Origin of the sequence: Bacillus sp. FSL K6-2431 (genome assembly GCF_038005165.1) — a bacterium.
Taxonomy (GTDB): Bacteria; Bacillota; Bacilli; order Bacillales; family Bacillaceae; genus Bacillus; species Bacillus pumilus.
Window position 1 is genome coordinate 2,956,946 of the sequence record NZ_JBBOSQ010000001.1, and the last position, 17,625, is coordinate 2,974,570.

General features: G+C 41.3%; 16 protein-coding genes. 3 read left to right on the top strand and 13 right to left on the bottom strand.

What is annotated here, in order from left to right:
* Window positions 1-67: 67 nt before the first annotated feature.
* The 7 genes from MHH40_RS14795 to malK all read right to left on the bottom strand — a co-directional run bounded on the left by MHH40_RS14795 (window position 68) and on the right by malK (window position 9,053).
* Window positions 68-1,405 (bottom strand): 2-hydroxycarboxylate transporter family protein, encoded by a 1,338-nt coding sequence (locus MHH40_RS14795; protein WP_003213451.1) that lies wholly within the window; start codon window positions 1,403-1,405, stop codon window positions 68-70.
* Window positions 1,406-1,580: 175 nt separating this feature from the next.
* On the bottom strand, window positions 1,581-2,540 hold the full coding sequence (locus MHH40_RS14800) for an ABC transporter permease (protein WP_003213713.1): 960 nt from the start codon (window positions 2,538-2,540) through the stop codon (window positions 1,581-1,583).
* Window positions 2,541-3,587, bottom strand: a complete 1,047-nt coding sequence (locus MHH40_RS14805) for an ABC transporter permease (protein ID WP_003212654.1) — start codon at window positions 3,585-3,587, stop codon at window positions 2,541-2,543. It lies immediately after the preceding gene.
* Window positions 3,580-5,115, bottom strand: a complete 1,536-nt coding sequence (locus tag MHH40_RS14810) for an ABC transporter ATP-binding protein (protein WP_003213375.1) — start codon at window positions 5,113-5,115, stop codon at window positions 3,580-3,582. The genes MHH40_RS14805 and MHH40_RS14810 overlap by 8 nt, the downstream gene beginning before the upstream one ends.
* Window positions 5,116-5,274: 159 nt before the next feature.
* The gene (locus MHH40_RS14815) at window positions 5,275-6,357 is read right to left on the bottom strand and encodes a BMP family lipoprotein (protein ID WP_044140813.1); all 1,083 of its coding nucleotides are present in this window, start codon (window positions 6,355-6,357) and stop codon (window positions 5,275-5,277) included.
* A 394-nt stretch (window positions 6,358-6,751) separates the two neighbouring features.
* The gene (locus MHH40_RS14820) at window positions 6,752-7,459 is read right to left on the bottom strand and encodes a response regulator (protein WP_003213073.1); all 708 of its coding nucleotides are present in this window, start codon (window positions 7,457-7,459) and stop codon (window positions 6,752-6,754) included.
* Window positions 7,452-9,053 carry a malate sensor histidine kinase MalK gene (gene malK, locus MHH40_RS14825; RefSeq protein WP_050944037.1) on the bottom strand — a complete coding sequence of 534 codons (1,602 nt, stop codon included), beginning with the start codon at window positions 9,051-9,053 and terminating at the stop codon, window positions 7,452-7,454. The genes MHH40_RS14820 and malK overlap by 8 nt, the downstream gene beginning before the upstream one ends.
* Window positions 9,054-9,238: 185 nt before the next feature.
* Here malK and MHH40_RS14830 point away from each other — a divergent pair, with 185 nt between their 5' ends.
* Window positions 9,239-9,796, top strand: a complete 558-nt coding sequence (locus MHH40_RS14830) for a YufK family protein (RefSeq protein WP_003212871.1) — start codon at window positions 9,239-9,241, stop codon at window positions 9,794-9,796.
* A gap of 42 nt (window positions 9,797-9,838) precedes the next feature.
* Here MHH40_RS14830 and MHH40_RS14835 read toward each other — a convergent pair whose 3' ends face one another.
* The 3 genes from MHH40_RS14835 to MHH40_RS14845 form a co-directional block, all read right to left on the bottom strand.
* A complete protein-coding gene (locus MHH40_RS14835) occupies window positions 9,839-10,249 on the bottom strand; it encodes a thiol-disulfide oxidoreductase DCC family protein (RefSeq protein WP_003213597.1) in 411 nt (136 codons plus the stop codon).
* 18 nt (window positions 10,250-10,267) lie between these two features.
* On the bottom strand, window positions 10,268-12,169 hold the full coding sequence (locus MHH40_RS14840; protein WP_050944036.1) for a transglycosylase domain-containing protein: 1,902 nt from the start codon (window positions 12,167-12,169) through the stop codon (window positions 10,268-10,270).
* Window positions 12,170-12,277: 108 nt separating this feature from the next.
* The gene (locus MHH40_RS14845; RefSeq protein WP_249118190.1) at window positions 12,278-13,456 is read right to left on the bottom strand and encodes an MFS transporter; all 1,179 of its coding nucleotides are present in this window, start codon (window positions 13,454-13,456) and stop codon (window positions 12,278-12,280) included.
* Window positions 13,457-13,674: 218 nt separating this feature from the next.
* On the opposite strand from MHH40_RS14845, the gene kapD reads away from it, so the two are divergent.
* The gene (kapD, locus tag MHH40_RS14850; RefSeq protein WP_003213730.1) at window positions 13,675-14,292 is read left to right on the top strand and encodes a 3'-5' exonuclease KapD; all 618 of its coding nucleotides are present in this window, start codon (window positions 13,675-13,677) and stop codon (window positions 14,290-14,292) included.
* On the opposite strand, the gene MHH40_RS14855 is transcribed toward kapD, so the two are convergent.
* Window positions 14,289-14,681: a kinase-associated lipoprotein B gene (locus MHH40_RS14855; protein ID WP_003213196.1), complete on the bottom strand. Its 393-nt coding sequence runs from the start codon at window positions 14,679-14,681 to the stop codon at window positions 14,289-14,291. The two genes, kapD and MHH40_RS14855, sit on opposite strands and share 4 nt — an antisense overlap.
* A gap of 90 nt (window positions 14,682-14,771) precedes the next feature.
* Here MHH40_RS14855 and MHH40_RS14860 point away from each other — a divergent pair, with 90 nt between their 5' ends.
* On the top strand, window positions 14,772-14,951 hold the full coding sequence (locus MHH40_RS14860) for a hypothetical protein (RefSeq protein WP_003213469.1): 180 nt from the start codon (window positions 14,772-14,774) through the stop codon (window positions 14,949-14,951).
* Here MHH40_RS14860 and MHH40_RS14865 read toward each other — a convergent pair whose 3' ends face one another.
* Window positions 14,952-16,244, bottom strand: coding sequence for an ATP-binding protein (locus tag MHH40_RS14865; RefSeq protein ID WP_050944035.1), 1,293 nt, complete (start codon window positions 16,242-16,244; stop codon window positions 14,952-14,954).
* Between the two features lie 133 nt (window positions 16,245-16,377).
* The gene (locus MHH40_RS14870; RefSeq protein ID WP_340901271.1) at window positions 16,378-17,553 is read right to left on the bottom strand and encodes a MalY/PatB family protein; all 1,176 of its coding nucleotides are present in this window, start codon (window positions 17,551-17,553) and stop codon (window positions 16,378-16,380) included.
* Window positions 17,554-17,625: the final 72 nt, after the last annotated feature.

The window sequence follows — 17,625 nt, forward strand, 5'->3', positions numbered from 1 at the left end:
TAGGATAAAAGAAATATAATAAAGCATGTGCCTATGAGAGGGCACATGCTTTTGATGTTTCAATGTTTTAAGTAAACATTCTAAGTAAGATTGTTGCGCAGATCACAGTAGCTGCTCCACCAAGACGTGTAGATACTTGTGCGAAAGGCATGAGACCCATTCTTCCAGAAGCTGAAAGGATCGCAACGTCACCAGTACCGCCAAGTCCGCTGTGACAGCCTGTCACAATCGCAGATTCTACTGGGTACATGTTCATCAATTTCCCAACGAAGTAACCAGAACCCACCATTCCAAGAACGACAGCGATACATACACAAACGAATGGAATAGAAATCACTGTTGCTACATCATCAAGTGGAATGTATAGAATCCCTAGACCGACCATAAGCGGCCATGTAAAGCTTCTTGATACAAACTTGTAGAACTGCTGTGAGCCATCTTGCAGATGCTGAGGCATCACGTTTAAGTATTTGATTAAAGCGGCAAGAACAATCATTAAGATTGGACCTGGAATATGAACAAAGCTTTCTAATAAACCACCAAAAATGAACGTTGTACAAGCCACGAGTACACCAGCACCCATTAACCCAAAATCAACTTTTGGATCCATATCAGGCTGTTCAAAAATTTCATTTGCCTCTTTAGATTTTACAAGACGACCATTCCCGTTTAGTTCAGGACGTTTTTCACCAAGCTTCTTCATTGCGCCAGCACAGATAATGGCAATGACGTTCCCAATGACGGCAGCAGGAATTAATTGAGAGATTAATGACTCTGCTGATACACCAAGAATTTGTGAATAAGCAATAGATAATGGCAAAATCCCTTCTCCAACACCACCAGCAATAATCGGAACAATAATAAAGAAGAACGAATGATGCGGTGTGTAACCAACTAAAAGACCAACAAGAATTCCGGCAGTCACAGCTGCAATTGTACCTGCAACAAGAGGAACAAACATACGAATAAGGCCTTGTACTAAAACAGTTCGCTGCATCCCAAGAATACTACCTACTACAAGAGCAGAAATATAGAAGTAAAGGAAGTTCGACGTCTTCATAAGAGACGTAACCGCTTCCAACGAGTTCGGATTCAGAACATGAAAAAAGACCAGGAACGATGGTACGAATAAAGAAAGAATCGCTGGTCCACCAATATCTTTTAATATCGGAATCCGTTGTCCTATATCTCCAAGGAAAATCCCCAAAATCATAATAACAGCGAAACCACCAAGCATATTTGCTGGAATTTTATTAAAATAAGCGGCAGTTAAAATAATCGCTGCAAGTACTAAATACACAGGTAAGTCAATAACACCAATTTTCCAAGACATGATCTTACGGAAAACGCTTTTATTATTGTCAGAATCGTCTGTAATCGATTTCAATTGTTGTGTATTAGCCACATAAACACCCCCAAATGCTATTTGTCTCAATTGTAGAAGATTCTGTGACACTCATCTATTTATTAAACTAAATTAAGTGTAATAAAAGTAAAATAAACAGGAGTTTTTATGTTTTTATCATACAAAAATCCCCTGAAGGTAGTTTATCCTTCAGGGGATTGATCATACATCGTTATTATCGTTTTCCTTTTAAATAAGGTGTCCCAAGTGCTTTCGGTGCATCTGCTCGGCCGATGAAGCCAGTGAGTGCTAAGATGGTCAGCACATATGGTGCAATGAGCATATACACGTTCGGTATATCTTGGAAGAGCGGCAGGAGAGAGCCTATAATGCTTAAACTTTGAGCAAATCCAAAGAATAAAGCAGCGCCCATTGCGCCGAATGGGTGCCATTTACCGAAGACAAGTGCAGCTAGTGCGATGAAGCCTTGTCCAGTTATGGTCGCATGTGAGAAATCAAGTGCGATGGTTGAGGCATAAACAGCTCCGCCAAGACCACCAAACAGTCCACTAATAAAGACGCCGATATAGCGCATCCGGTACACTTTGATTCCCATTGTATCAGCAGCCATTGGATGTTCTCCGACTGCACGAAGACGAAGACCAAACGGCATTTTAAATAAAACAAACCAAGCTACAACCGCAAGCGCTAATGCGAGTATGGACGTATAATAAACATCTTTAAAGAAGATATCGCCAATTATCGGAATGTCACTTAAAAGGGGAATATCCCCTTTATAGAAAGGCTCTGTAATTTTATCTGTTTGAGCTTTCCCGTAAATGAGTTTCACGACAAACAGCGTAGCGCCAAGTGCCAGCATGTTAATCGCAACACCACTGACCGTTTGATCTGCACGGAATGTAATGGTCGCAACTGCATGAATGAGAGAGAACAATCCGCCAATCGCCATTCCAACGAGGAGCCCAAGCCACGGGGTCAAGGCGCCAAATGTATCAGCAAAAAACAAGTTAAAGATAATACTGGAAAATGCTCCGACGACCATCAAACCTTCAAGACCGATATTCACAACACCTGATCTTTCTGAAAAGACGCCTCCAAGAGCGGTTAAAATAAGTGGTGCAGCATAGACAAGTGTTGCTGGGACGATGATTTCAAGAATTTGCAGAAATCCCACTTATTTTCCCCCCTTTTTCTTCATTTGGTTCATCACAAGACGGATAATATAGCTTGAGGCAACGAAAAGAATAATGATCGCAATGACAATATCAACGACCTCAGTCGGTACGCCAGATTCAAGTGGCATATTTAAAGCGCCGACCTTCAATCCACCAAGCAGCAGTGCAGCAAGAACAACACCAACAGCAGTATTTCCACCTAATAAAGCGACGGCGATTCCGTCAAAACCTACACCGGTAAACGAGCCTTTAATTGATGCATATTCAAATGTACCAAGACCTTCCATGGCGCCTGCAAGACCTGCAAAAGCACCTGAAATGAGCATCGCATAAATGATATTGCGGCGAACATTCATACCGGCATAATGGGATGCCTGCTGGTTCATTCCAACAGCCCGCAATTCAAAGCCTTTAGAGGTTTTTTGAATAATGACCCACATCACGACCGCAGCTATAATGGCAACAAAAATACCATTATGCATCCGGGAGAAATCGGTGATTTGTTCAAAGAAACCAGAGCGAAGCGAGGCAGTGGCATCGATTTTTTCTGTTTTATCTTTATTATTTGTTAAGACATTTGAAATCAAATAGTTCGTCACATGAAGGGCAATGTAGTTCATCATGATCGTGACAATCACTTCATGAACATAAAAACGAGCCTTTAAAAACCCAGGAATAAAGCCCCATAATGCACCAGCAGCAGCTGCGGTGATGAGTGCAAGTGGCAGATGGATGTACATAGGTGCATGGACAGTTGTACCGATCCATACAGCAGCTACCCAGCCAATGAGCATTTGACCTTCTACACCGATATTAAAGAGACCTGTCCGAAATGCAAAAGCAACAGCAAGCCCTGATAAAATGTAAGGTGTCACTTGTCTGATGGTTTCTCCCATATAATAGGTTTCACCGAAGACGCCATTCCAAAGGGCGCCATAGCCTTCGATGACACTATAACCGCTTGCCAGCATAATAATGGCCCCAACAAAAAGACCAAGTACAATGGCTATAAGCGGAATAAGCAGATTTGTTAAGCGATTAGACATTTGCTTCTTTCCCCACTTCCTGTTGCGTACTTCCAGCCATTAATAGACCAAGCTCTTGCTCTGTTGTTTCTTTTGGATCAACGATGGCAATAATGCTGCCTTCGAATATAACAGCAATCTTATCACTGACATTCATAATTTCATCAAGCTCAAATGAGATGAGGAGGACGGCTTTGCCTGTGTCCCTTTGCTCAATGAGGCGCTTATGAACAAATTCAATCGCACCAACATCAAGTCCACGTGTCGGCTGAGCGGCAATTAATAAATCGGGATTGCGGTCAACTTCACGGCCAATAATGGCTTTTTGCTGATTCCCGCCTGACAGGGCGCGTGCCTCTGTATATTCACTCGGTGTTCTTACGTCATACTCGGCAATGATTTGCTTTGCCTTTTGGTATATATTTTTCATATTCATCAAGCCAAATTTTGAGTATGGACGCTGGTAATACGTTTGTAACGAAATATTCTCTCCTATTGAAAAATCAAGCACTAGTCCGTGTTTATGACGGTCTTGAGGAATGTGTCCAATTCCAGATTCGGTCACCTTACGAGGCGGAAGATTTTGAATGGCTTTCCCGTTTAGCATGATCGTGCCAGATTCTGATTTTTTTAGACCGGTAATGGCTTCAATCAATTCAGATTGACCATTGCCATCGACTCCAGCAATACCGACAATTTCTCCAGCCTTTACTGAGAGATTGAGATGTTTGACCGCTTCAATTCCTCGCGCGTCTTTTACCGTAAGATCCTGAATTTGAAGTACTTCCTCAGCAGGAGAGGCGTCTTTTTTGTCTGTCTTAAATGAAACTTCACGACCGACCATGAGGCTTGCAAGCTCATCTTTGTTTGTGCTTTCCACATCAAGTGTACGAATGCCTTGGCCTTTTCGGATAATGGTGACGCGGTGACATGCATCCATAATTTCTTTCAGCTTATGGGTAATTAAAATAATGGATTTGCCTTCATTGATTAAGTTTTTCATAATTTGTATGAGTTCTTTAATTTCTTGAGGTGTTAAGACGGCTGTTGGTTCGTCGAAGATCAAAATATCAGCGCCGCGGTAAAGAGTTTTTAAAATTTCTGCACGCTGCTGCATGCCGACAGAGATGTCAGATACTTTTGCGGCAGGGTCTATTTTTAAACCATAGCGGTCAGAAAGCTCTTGTACTTGCTGTATGGCTTGTTCTTTGTCGATCTTTCCAAATTTCTTGGGCTCTTTTCCTAAAATGATGTTTTCAGCGACGGTGAAGGTATCGACAAGCATAAAGTGCTGATGCACCATACCGATGCCTAAATCACTTGCATCATTCGGGCTAGAGATGGTCACAGGTTTTCCGTGAACCTTGATTTCACCTTTTTCAGGCTGGTACAGTCCGAAAAGCACGTTCATGAGCGTTGATTTTCCAGCGCCGTTTTCACCAAGCAGCGCATGAATTTCGCCCTTTTTTAGCTGCAGCGTAATGTTATCGTTTGCTACAATGCCAGGGAATTCTTTGCGTATATTCAACATTTCAATGACATAATCCACAGGTTTAACCGCTCCTTTTTTAGGGTGCTGATGAAGATAAAAACTAGCAAAAGAAAAGCTGCAAAACGAGGCTGCAGCTTTTCTTTTACCACCTTTTACGAATAAAGAGGAGGTAAAGGAGAAACAAGGGGATAAGGCGCGCTTATCCCGATGTTCAAATTAAGCTTTAAAATCTTTTAGTTCATCACGTGTTGCAGGGATTTTAATTTCGCCCTTGATGATTTTTTGTTTCCATTCTTCTACTTTCTTCAATACATCTTTATTAAGGTTGTCCTGAGATGGAGAAATGTCAAGAGCGCCTTCTTTCAGACCATATGTGATCACTTCGCCGCCAGGGAACTTACCTTCTTTTGCTTTCGTTGTTAAGTCTTGTACCGCTTTGTCTACTTTCTTAACCATAGAAGTAAGGGTGACACTTTGTTTTGTTCCAGGTACTTTTCCTTCGTCATACTGGTCTTTATCTACACCGATGACCCAAACTTTGCGGTTAGGATCCGCTTTTTTCAGGTTTTTCGCTTCTGTGAAGACACCAGTTCCAGTGCCGCCAGCAGCATGATAAATGATGTCGACGCCGGATTTGTACATGCTTTCAGCTGTTGCTTTCCCGATGTCTGCCTTATCGAATGCACCAGCATATTTCACTTCAACTTTTGCTTTCGGGTTAGCTGCTTCAACGCCTGCACGGAAACCAACTTCGAATTTTCTGACTAATTCAGAATCAACGCCGCCAACAAAACCAATTTTGTTTGATTTTGTAGAAAGAGCAGCCGCAACACCCACAAGGAATGATCCTTCATTTTCGTTGAACACAATGCTGGCTACGTTGTCTTTTTTCACGACAGCATCAACGATGGCAAAGTGGTTTTTCTTACGCTGATCTGCAATTTCACTAATAGAATCTTGCATTAAGAAACCAATTCCGTAAATTAGGTCGAATTTCTCACGAGCAAGTGTGTTTAAGTTTGTTGTATAGTCAGCGTCTGATTTAGATTGTAAGTAATCAAAGCCGTTTTTACCTTTTTTTAGATTGTTGTCTTTTCCAAATGCTTGTAAACCTTCCCAAGCTGATTGGTTAAACGATTTGTCATCGACACCACCGACATCAGTTACCATTGCAACAGTGAATTGATCTTTATCTTTTTTGCTTTCACCGCTGTTTGAGCCAGAGTTGCCGCATGCTCCAAGGATGGTTCCTGCTGCTACGACTAAGGACAATGCTAGTCCAATTTTGCGCTTCTTCAAAACATAACCCCCTATAAAATTTAAAAGTTTCAGAAAAGTCTCGCGAAAAAAGACCGACCTATCTCTTCTCACCCTTCTGAATAGGGTATTTTATCCTGCTTTCTCCTGAAACTTATGGAGGACAGGAGAGAAGATGTAAGACATCAGACTTATATCTCGTTGAACTAATCAATCATAATTTATCATTTCCAATCGAATAAATAAATAGAAATTTGTTTTATTTTAAAAAAAATGTTAAAAGGCTAAATTCGATGTCTTTTTATGTGCTGAAATATGATATAATGCCGCTTTTGTGATGTGATCTACTACAGTGGAACCACTGATATCAAGGGGTTTGTCACATCATGTTCCATAAAAAAACATCTGGCCTCTGTATAAGGTCAGATGTGTCAAATTATAGATATTGCTGAATTAAATTCATATTTGTTGTACTGAGTTTATATTGGAAAACAGGGCGTCCAATTGTCCCGTATGCCATTTCAACATCAACTACTTCGATGTCCTCAAGGAATTTCAAGTATTTTCTAATAGAGACTTGAGAGATTTCTGTATGATTCGCTAGGTCTTCGGTCGTGAAAGCCTGATGACCGAATGATTGAATACTTGTCCAGATGAGTTTGAGTGTGCTTTTGGTCAGGCCTTTTGGCAGAAGGACTTTTTCCGTCTCTGCTTTTTTATGAAAGAGTTTCGCATCTAAATCATTTTGCGAGATGCTGTTCATCGTTTGGTACAAGGCGTGTTTTCGTTTATATTCTGAGAGCGCTGATTGGAAACGTTCAAATTCAAACGGCTTGATCAAATAATCAACAGCCCCGTTTCGCATCGTTTGCTGGATCACGTCGACTTCATTGGCAGCTGAAATGACAATGACATCAACCGAATGATTTTGTTTGCGAATTTCTGATAATAATGCCAGGCCATTTTGTCCAGGCATATAAATATCGAGCAGTACAAGGTGAATGGCTTCTGTTTTTAAGATGTCCAGTGCCTGCTGAAAAGAGGTGGCAATCCCTTTTAATTCAAAGCCGTCGATTTGGGTCAGGTAGCGTTTGTTCAGCTCCCCAACCATTGGGTCGTCTTCTACTATTAACACATTAATCATGTGAATCCTCCTTTTGTTTATACGGAATACGGAGACTAAAGGTCGTTCCTTCTCCTTTTTCACTCGTGACAATCAGATGACCGTTCAATTTTTTGATGCTTTGATCAACGAAGTAGAGACCGAATCCTCTGTCTTCTCCTTTAGTTGAAAAGCCTTGATCAAACATGATGTCTTGTTCTTTTTTTGTGAGACCAACACCTGTGTCTGTAATTTCAATATGAAGCTGCTCCTGAACGTATCGGAATGAGATCGAGATGTTTTTCGTCTCAGTATGAGAAACAGCATCGAGTGCGTTATTTAACAGGTTGCCAATGACGGTAATGAGATCATGCGTCACTGCCGGGTCCTCTGAATTTGGGACTTGTGTGCTGCATATGACTTCTAAGGTCGCGCCTTGTTCCCTGATATAGCTTTGTTTTCCTAGTAAAAATCCTGCTAAAACAGAGTTTTTCACATGGTTGATGATTTCATTTGTTTCCGTCTGCTGATAGATCGCAATATCTTTGATATAAGTGCCAAGGTCATCGTAGTTTTTGAGCTGAACCAATCCTAAAATGACATGAAGCTTGTTCATAAATTCATGTGACTGGGCACGGAGGGCATTTGCATACATTTTGACTCCGCTCAGCTGCTCAGCCAAGTGTTTGACTTCTGTTTTGTCACGGAAGGTGGCGATTGCTCCAACGATCTCGCCCTTTACCGTAATCGGGACTTCGTTAAATACGAGCTCCAGTCCGTTCATTCTCACGTCGCGGTCAAGCAGCGGCTTGCGTGTTTCAATGACTTGCTTTAGACCGCTTGAAGGGAGGAGCACCTGAACATCTTGTTCTCTAGGATCAACCATAATGCCCATAATATGAAAGAGCCGTTTCGCTTCAGCATTGGCGAGCTTGATTTTACCGTGCTGATCGACGGCAAGAATCCCTTCTTTTGTTGATTCTAGCATGGCGCTTCGTTCTTTTAATAATGTAGCAATCTCATCTGGCTCTAGTCCAAACATAATTTTCTTCACTTTTCTTGCCACAATGAGTGCTCCAATGATACCAGAAAGAAGACTGAGCGATATGACGAAGTAGAGTGGAAGTAAGCTTTGATGAATAATCAAGTCAATTTCCTTTAATGTAATCCCTACTGCCACAGCCCCGAGCTGCTTCCCATTTTGATCATAAACCGGAACAAAAGCACGCATGGATCTGCCAAGTGTTCCAGAAGCCGTACTAATATGCTCTTTACCCTGTAATGCTAGTTTTTCATCACCGCCAGCAAACCGCTTCCCGATCTTCTGCGGATTTGGATGGGTTTTGCGAATGCCGTTCATATCCATCACGACAACGAATTCGGTTTTGGTGATTCGCTGAACACTTGTTGTATATTGACGGAGTGCTGAATACGATCGATTTTCTTCTAATGATTTCGCTGTGATCGGAGCCTCTGCGACCATTTTGGCAGTGGAGAGGGCGATGTCACGTTCCTGCTGATGAATGTTTTTAGCTGTTTCTGACCAGATCGTAAAGAAAGTGATACAAAGGGAGATCAGGACAACGATACAAACAAAAATCGTCAGTCGTGTTTGCAATCTTAATGTTTTTTTCACGAGTATACCCCTAACGCACGATTTTTTCGTAATAGTAATACTTTAACGGGAAAATGTAAGTTTGTGAAGGAATGTACGTGCAAAATCACAAATTTGATTTTGCTACCAGTTTACTTTGAAAGCATCTTGTCAATCCGTTTTAAGTGAGCCATAATAAATGTGAGCTTATGAGAAAGGATCTATTTATGAAAAATACATATTTGACTGGATATTTTCCGCTGATTTCGATTTTACTATTCAGCTCTGCTTTTTCGATTTTCACAGTAGGGATAATGACTGATTTCTTGACTCAAGCAGGTATTTTAAAAGGAATGCTGGAATTCTTCTCGGAACAGGGCATCCGGCTTGCTCTTTTTGCTGCTTTTGCACTTGTTTATTTTATGATTTTATCTGCCTTGAAACTGATTGCAGATACGGTGTTAGAGCTGGCGCTACTCTTTTTCGCGAAAGATCCTGAAGGAGAGAACTTAAAGAAAATTCGGATTGCATCCGTTGTTTATTTATTTGCCAGCTTGCTTGCATTTCTGCTGACGCAGCAGCTGATTTTGCTTGTCGGACTATTTGTTTTAGCAGGTCTTGTCTATTTTATCTGGGTTGTGGTCCGCATTTATCAATCGCTTTCCATGCTGAATTTAATTGGATTTATGATGTTTATTTTGCTGTTTTGGGCCACGTTTTTAATCGGCATTTTGTACTTATTTATTAAGCTTTATAACAGTGTTATGGCAAGTCTGCCTTCATAAACAGACAAAGAAAGCATCCTCCGATAGTGGAGGATGCTTTTTTTATGATAGAAACCGTTTTTGAATATCAGGTGTAGGCATCATACAAGATGTTTTTTGACCGAACCATTTGTAGCGATTTTTCGCTATCCGCTCATAAAACCAATCACGGATAGGGCGCGGAATGGCAAGGAATAAATAACTCCATCTGTAGATTCCTTTTAAATGCCGCGTGGCTTTTAAGATGCCTGTCGACTTCGTATAAAGGGTTCCTTTTTCAATATAAATGAATGAATTAAACTCATCTAAAGGCAAACCGTTTTCTTTTAAAATGCGCTGCCCTGTCTCTGATTGTAATGAAGCAAACATCATTCGCTCATTTGGATCACGCTTAATCACAAACTGAACAGCGCCGCTGCACACGTTGCAGACACCATCAAATAAAATTAAATGGGATGGATGTGTTGAATGCATTGCAATCAAACCTCCTGTTTATCTGGCGTATTGCATCGTATTTTTCCAAATACGTAAGTGCGGACTTGAGCTGTAAATAGATTCAACCGTTCCTCTATCTCTTCCAACCCATACACCCATTGTATATTGATCTGTCAGTCCAACAAACCAAATGTCTTTGTAGTCATTGGATGTTCCTGTTTTACCACCAATGTAAGGGGAACTGAAATTCGCTTTTTTCCCTGTTCCGCTTTTTACAACGGAGGCAAGCAGTTTACGCATGGTGTCATTTGTCCGCTGAGAATACACTTGCTTCGGTGACTCTTTCCACTTGTAAAGTGTCTTGCCGTTTAAGTCTGTCACCTTTGTGATCGAATGATTTTGCGTGTAAGCACCTTGGTTGCCAAAGACGGTATACGCATCTGTTATTTCTAGCGGCGAGAAGCCCTTCGTAAATCCGCCAAGTGCAGAAGGAAGGCGGTAATCATCCGCTACGATATGCTCGAATGAGAATTTCTCTAAATAGCTAAAGCCCTTTTTGACACCGACTGTATCTAGCATTCGGATCGCAGGGGTATTGTAAGAGTTTTTAAAGGCTGTTTCAAGTGTGACGGTTCCATACGTTTTATGATTATAGTTCTGCGGACAGTATCCGCTGCTACAAAACTTGCCGGCACTAATTTTGCTTGAAGCTGTTGCACCGGTTTGGTCGATGTAAGGACCATAGTCTAAAAGCGGCTTAATCGCAGAACCAGGCTGTCTTTGCGCTTGATAGGCGTAGTTGAAATCAAACTTTTTATAGTTCTTCCCGCCAGCAAGTGCGACAATTTGATGCGTTTCATGATTAATGACCGCTGATCCGCCTTCTACACCTTGGTAAGGTAGCTGCGCATTGAGCTGATAGACGGCTCGTTGCTGTAAGGAAGGATCAAGTGCCGTATAAATTTTGACCCCATCCTGAAGCAGGGCACTGACCTTTTCAGATAATTCTTTTTGAATGGCTTTTTTTGCTCCATCTGTTTTGGCCTTCTTCAAGCGTTTTGTAAAGCCTTCCTGATCTGACACAAGATCGGTAAATTCCTCATTGGCGTATGTCACATAGTCAGGGTAAAGGTTTTTCTTTTCACTCAAGGACAGGCTGATTTTTTGTTTGACGGCTTTTTTGTATTGCTTTTTGGTGATGACGCCGTCTTTCTTTAAAATGCCAAGCAGTCGTTCTTGGCGTTTTTTTGTGTGTTTGAATTGCTTCAATGGGTCATACAGTGTTGGGTTGTTTGGAATCGCAGAGATAAATGCCATCTGTGCAAGCGTTAAAGAACTAAGTGGCTTATCAAAATAGTAATTAGCCGCAGAACCGACACCGTAAACACCATTACTGAAATAAATCGTATTTAAATAGCTTTCGAGTATTTCATCTTTCGAGAATTTCCGCTCTAATTCATAGGAATAGAGCAGCTCTGTAAACTTTCGGGTGAACGAACGTTCATGGCTTAAATATAAATTACGAGATAATTGCTGTGTGATCGTACTTGCGCCTTGGCTGATGCCATGGTTTTTCACATTTGAGGCAAGGGCACGAACAACTCCCATAAAGTCAATGCCTTTATGGTCATAAAAGTTACGGTCCTCTGAGCGGAGGAACAGCTCCTTCACATGATCAGGAATTTTATCATACGTGACGAACACTCGGTTTTCATCGTTTGAAACGATCTCTGAGATGAGAGAGCCATCCCGGTCATACATATAACTGTTTTGGGAAAAATCTATCTTTTCCAGCTTGATTTTTTGATCAAGCACTTCGTTCACAGGCTTCACACTTGCAGCTTCTTCCTTTGATAGATAAAAAGTCAGAACAAATAATGGAATGAGGGCAGCAAGTAATAACCAACCAATCATTGCACGAAACATGAGGTCACTCACTTTCTTCAATTTTCTAGCCATATCGTACCATTCTTTTGCGAATACGAGAAGGTTATTTTTAGAAAAGAATGGGCTTGAAGTCTAGTGAATAAGGCTTCTACACAAGAAAAAAGAGTATCTGATGCTGGATCAGACACTCCTTTCTTTTGCCTTCGACTGTGAGCGGACTGCCCATAAAAATAATGCGCCAAATAGAAAAATGCCGGCGGTGACATAAAAGACAGCTGGAATCCCGTAATGACTCGCCACAATGCCGCCAATTACCGGACCGACAACATTCCCAAGAAAACGGAAGCTGACATTGTATCCAAGCACTTCCCCTTGCATAGAGGCAGGTGCTTTGATCCGAATATACGCCGTCGTACATGGAATAATCCCGCCAAGTGCCATCCCGTATAGAAAACGGAAAAGTACTAACATCGCATAGGAATCCGCCATTGCTTGCGGGATGAATAAAATAGAGGAGAGGATGAGAAGGGCAAGCAGCACCTTGTCGTGACCAATTCGATCTCCCAGATCTCCCCATTTTCGTGTAAAGAGCAGGTTGCCAAGTCCAGTTGCAGAGAACGCAAGACCTGCATAAAATGCGAGATTAACAGGACCGTGTAAATCATGAATGTATAAAGCCAAAAGTGGCTGAATGCTAAAGTTCCCTACTTGTGTAATGAACGTTAAAAGCATCGTGACGACAAGCAAAGGCTGTTTGAAAATATGAACGAGCACATCCTTCCGTGAGTAAGAAACGCGCCTCGCTTCTTTTGAACGGATGGGATGTTCTTTCACTCCGAAAATAATCACAATTGCTGACACATAAATGACAGCCGCTGTGAGGAAAAACGTATAAATAAATCCGACGCTGTCTGCCATGAATCCACCCATTAATGGACCAAACAATCCTCCGGCGACATTACTCATCTGCATCGTTCCAAGGGTTTTACCTGCAGTTGCCTTTTCGGTCTGTGCAGAGATGAGTGCCATTGAAGTCGAGATAAAACCTGTGACAAGCCCCATGAAGAGCCGCAGGGCGAATAGCTGATAAACGGTTTGCACAAGCCCCATTAATAGAATACTTGTTGCGATCCCAATCCCGTTAATGAGCAAAATCTTTTTATAGCCATGCCGATCTCCAATCCGTCCCCAAATCGGAGAAATCAGAAAGGCCGTTAAAAACGTGACGCCAAAGACATAGCCGCTCCATCTTTGGACAAATTCATTTGAATAACTGCTATCAAGAGATTCTATGTAAAGTGATAAAAAAGGGACGATCATTGTAATGCTGGCAGATACAAAAAAGTTCACAAACCACATGATGTACAAGTTTTTCTTCCTGTTTGTGATAGAGACCACCTTCTTTATTTATTTCGTGTTCCTTAATAATTATAAAGGAAACTAAACGATCTTTCATCTGATGAATAGGTTGGGCATAGTGAATCTGCATTATTTTCAAGAAAATGAAGTGATTTCAAGGTCCGTCTTAATATAATGGTATCAGAATGAAAAACTGATGAAAAAGTGAGGTGAGACTGGTGGAACAGAAGACGGTGCTTGTGGTCGATTTTGAATTTACGATGCCTGATGGAAAGTATCATCCGCAAAATTTTTTTCCTGAAATTATTGAAGCTGGGGTAGTGAAAGCGGCAAGTGAAACGATCATAGACACGTTCTCTAGCTACGTCAAACCGAAAAAGTTCCCGAAGCTGACGAAGCGCTGTAAATCGTTCCTCGGTATTACGCAGCAGGATGTAGAGAGCGGAATTTCCTTTGAGGCATTTATCGAGAAGCTTGTGTCGCTAGATGGGGGAGAGGATTGTGAGATTATTACATGGGGCAATATGGACATGAAAGTGCTGAAGCAAAACTGTATGCTCAATCACATTGCCTTTCCTTTTAAGGGGAAGCTGAGGGACCTTGCCTTTGAATATAAAACCTTTTTTGGTGATCGCACACTGACAGGGCTTCGCAAGGCGGCAAAGGAATACGGCAGTGAAGGAGCTGGTAAGCATCATAAAGCACTAGATGATGCCATGACGACTTATCAGCTGTTAACCCTTTTTGAAAAAGACAGAGCCTATGTGGAAAATCCGCAAACAACCAAAATTGGTGAGCTGATCGATTTCTCACATTTTTTTGATTCGGCTGATTAGCGGGCGTCTTCTGGAAAATAATCTTTTTCGAGAGAAGATAGGCATGCTCTTGATTTTTCCGCCCATTTGGATTCATCCGCATGGAGCGCTTGTTTTAATTTTTCTACAGCTTCTTTTAGTGATACTTGATAATCTGGTATAACGCCATCATAAGGCTTCACCATATGATGAGGGATATTCGTCTGTTCACGATAGGCCAAAGCCCGTCTTTCTTGGAAAAAAGGCACGTCTGCTTCTTTTGGGTGATGCAGGTCGCCTTGAGTGGGATGTGTCAGAACGGCTTTTACTTGAACGAGATAGGCCGATGGTTTCACTGCTGTCACTTCCCCAATGTAAACACCTGTTTTATAAAATCCTTTCACAACTTGTCCAATTTGAATGTCTGTCATGTGAAATTCCTCCATTTCCTTCTCGTAGGAAGGTATTTCATTTCTTTTAGCCAATATAGTGAAGTAAACGAGCAAAAGGGGGAATGGCGAATGTTGTCGTTCATCGCACTCTTTCTACTGTATTTTCCTGAAGATAAAAGGGAGTACATCCCAGCGGCAATCACCACTGTGATTTTCTTTATGGCTGCATTTATTTGCTTTCGTCTGATCGTTCGTGCGTCTAAGAAGCAGGAGCGGATAGATGAAAAAAAGACAAAAAAAATGGATTGATCATTTTCTTCTTGTATCTTCAGGAAACTTCACGGTAACGGTTGTACCAGACTGCAGCGAGCTTTTGAAACGAATGGTTCCATGGTGATTTTCAATGATAGAAAATGTCACGGTCAGCCCAAGTCCAGTCCCTTTATTTTTCAATGTGTAATAGGGTTCGCCAAGCTTTTTCATTTGGCTTTCTGTCATTCCTACACCGTTATCCACGAAAAAAAGGCATATTTTATGATTTTCTTTTGAAGCATAAAGCTCAATTTTCCCTTCGTGTTCTGGGGCTGCTTCAATCGCATTTTTGATTAAATTAATCATGACTTGCTTGATCTTCGTTTCATCACCTTGAATGTATAAGTCAGGTTCAATGGATTGATGAATCGTGACCGATTTGAAATTCGCATAGGATGTCATCAGTGATGCACATTCCTCGAGTAATTTAGATAGGTTGAGAGATTCAATTTGATAATAATTTTGTTTCGCAATGTCAAGATAACTCGTAATAATATCCTGCGCCCTGTCTAACTCGGACAAAACGAGATTTTTATAATCTTTATTGGTTGATGTCTCTTTTGTATTGTCACTAGAAAAGAGCAATTGGATAAAGCCTCTCACCACTGTCAGCGGATTGCGTACTTCATGGGCAACGCTTGCAGCGAGTTCACTTACAATGGTCAGCTTTTCTGATTGGACGAGCTGTGTTCTCATTTGCGCATTTTCTTTGACGAATTCAATGGAATAGATACTTAGCACGAGAAAGAATATGTAGTAAAGAGTTGAGAGAAATAACTCAAGTAACTTCTGCTGCATAATAAAGGCCGGGCTGTATTCCATTAAGCTGACCGCAAATAGTCCAATGTAAATAAAGAATCCTTTGGATAAACCGATAAGCACTCCATACATCAGCTTTTTCAGCTTCGAATATTGACGCCATTTCCGGTAGAACAGAAATGGGATGAAAAAGTAAATCGGTACGACAATGAGTCCAACCCATAAAAAAGAGCCATACATCACGAATTTGACCATGGAACTTATCAAGATGGCGACGATCCCAGCTGTGTAGCCTCCGTATAAAATGGCAAGTACAAGAGGGATGGATTGAAGGCCAGTCTGCAAGTCTAAAATCGAACCAACTGGATACATAATACATAGTGCTGAAGAGATGGATGCGAATACTGTGATGAGCAGTTTATTCGTTTTTGGGAAATGAGCAGGGGTCCGGCTTAGCCATAGCGCGTGATATAAAAAGATTGGAAATAGAATAAAAGATACATGGAGCAGAAAATCCTTGAACATTTCCATTTAAATGCTCTCCTCGTAAATAATAGTAATTCCTCTCATTATATCATTTCATGTACAAAGTAGATATGATAAAAGGAGGGTTTTTTTCTTTAAAAAGAACACCCGTGAGGATGTTCTTTCGATCATATAGGTCTTAATCAGATGATTGCGTAAACGCTTGATGAAGGCGTTTCAATCCTTCTTTGACTGTTGAAGTAGGACAGCCGAGATTCATCCGAATAAAGCCGTCTCCTTCGAGTCCGTACACGTGACCAATCTCTAGGATCACTTTGCCCTTTTTTAGCAAATTGCGTTTCAATTCCGCTTGACTGAATTGATAATCCCGAATGTCTAGCCACAATAAATAAGAAGCATCTGGTTTCATATAACGCATGTTTGGAAGATGTTCGTCAATATAGTCCATTGCCATTTTCATATTGTTTTCGAGATAAAGAACAAGTGCATCAAGCCACTCGTCGCCATGGCGGTAGGCTGCTTCCATCGCAGGGATCGCAAAAGCATTCAGTTTGGCCAGTCCGTTTCTTTGCATTTCATTGTTGAAAAGGGTTCTTTTTTCTTCATCGGAAATGATAATGGCAGATGCTTGGAGGCCAGCTAAATTAAATGTTTTACTTGGTGCAATGCACGTCACTGTGATATGTGCTATGTCGTCAGAAAGACTAGCAAATGGTACATGCGGCTTTCCGTATAGCATCAAATCAGAATGAATCTCATCTGAAACGACTGTGACACCGTGCTTGATACAGAGGTCTCCAACTTGCTTTAATTCCTCTTTTGACCACGCTCTTCCGGACGGATTATGCGGATGACAGAGGAACATGAGCTTCGCTTCAGGTCTGCTTAATTTTTTCTCTAAATCATCAAAATCCATGACATAGCGGTTGTTTTCTATTTTTAAAGGATTGGTTGAGACTGTTCGTCCATTTCGTTCAATCATTTGATAAAAAGGTGTATACACAGGGGACTGTATGACGACTTCGTCACTTGGTTTTGTATAGGCTTGGACTGCAAAACTAAGTGCCGTGACAATTCCAGGTGTGAAGGTGACAGCTTCTGTCTGGATCGACCATCCATGCCTTCTTTTGAGCCATTCAGCTACTGCCTGCTGCGTATCCTGATCTTGAAAGGCATAGCCAAATACACCGTGATCCAATCGCTTTTTTAATGCATCAAGGACGACCTGCGGCGCTTTAAAATCCATATCGGCTACCCACATTGGCAGCGCATCTGTTGTTAGGAATAAAGACTCTGCTTGATCCCATTTCACTGATTTTGAACCTTTACGTATGATCTGTTCGTCGAAATTCATGAAACCCACCTCTAGCCGTTTTTCAACCATTGTTGGTTGTGCTAAAATAAACATCACAAAATTTATTATAAG

Coding starts and splice junctions, on each gene's coding strand:
- MHH40_RS14820 (WP_003213073.1), bottom strand. CDS start 7,459: ATGATTAATGTGTTAATAGTAGAAGACGACCCAATGGTTGGGGAGCTG.
- MHH40_RS14870 (WP_340901271.1), bottom strand. CDS start 17,553: ATGAATTTCGACGAACAGATCATACGTAAAGGTTCAAAATCAGTGAAA.
- MHH40_RS14865 (WP_050944035.1), bottom strand. CDS start 16,244: ATGGAAATGTTCAAGGATTTTCTGCTCCATGTATCTTTTATTCTATTT.
- MHH40_RS14855 (WP_003213196.1), bottom strand. CDS start 14,681: ATGACAGACATTCAAATTGGACAAGTTGTGAAAGGATTTTATAAAACA.
- MHH40_RS14805 (WP_003212654.1), bottom strand. CDS start 3,587: ATGTCTAATCGCTTAACAAATCTGCTTATTCCGCTTATAGCCATTGTA.
- MHH40_RS14840 (WP_050944036.1), bottom strand. CDS start 12,169: ATGGCTAGAAAATTGAAGAAAGTGAGTGACCTCATGTTTCGTGCAATG.
- MHH40_RS14830 (WP_003212871.1), top strand. CDS start 9,239: ATGAAAAATACATATTTGACTGGATATTTTCCGCTGATTTCGATTTTA.
- MHH40_RS14860 (WP_003213469.1), top strand. CDS start 14,772: ATGTTGTCGTTCATCGCACTCTTTCTACTGTATTTTCCTGAAGATAAA.
- MHH40_RS14835 (WP_003213597.1), bottom strand. CDS start 10,249: ATGCATTCAACACATCCATCCCATTTAATTTTATTTGATGGTGTCTGC.
- MHH40_RS14845 (WP_249118190.1), bottom strand. CDS start 13,456: ATGTGGTTTGTGAACTTTTTTGTATCTGCCAGCATTACAATGATCGTC.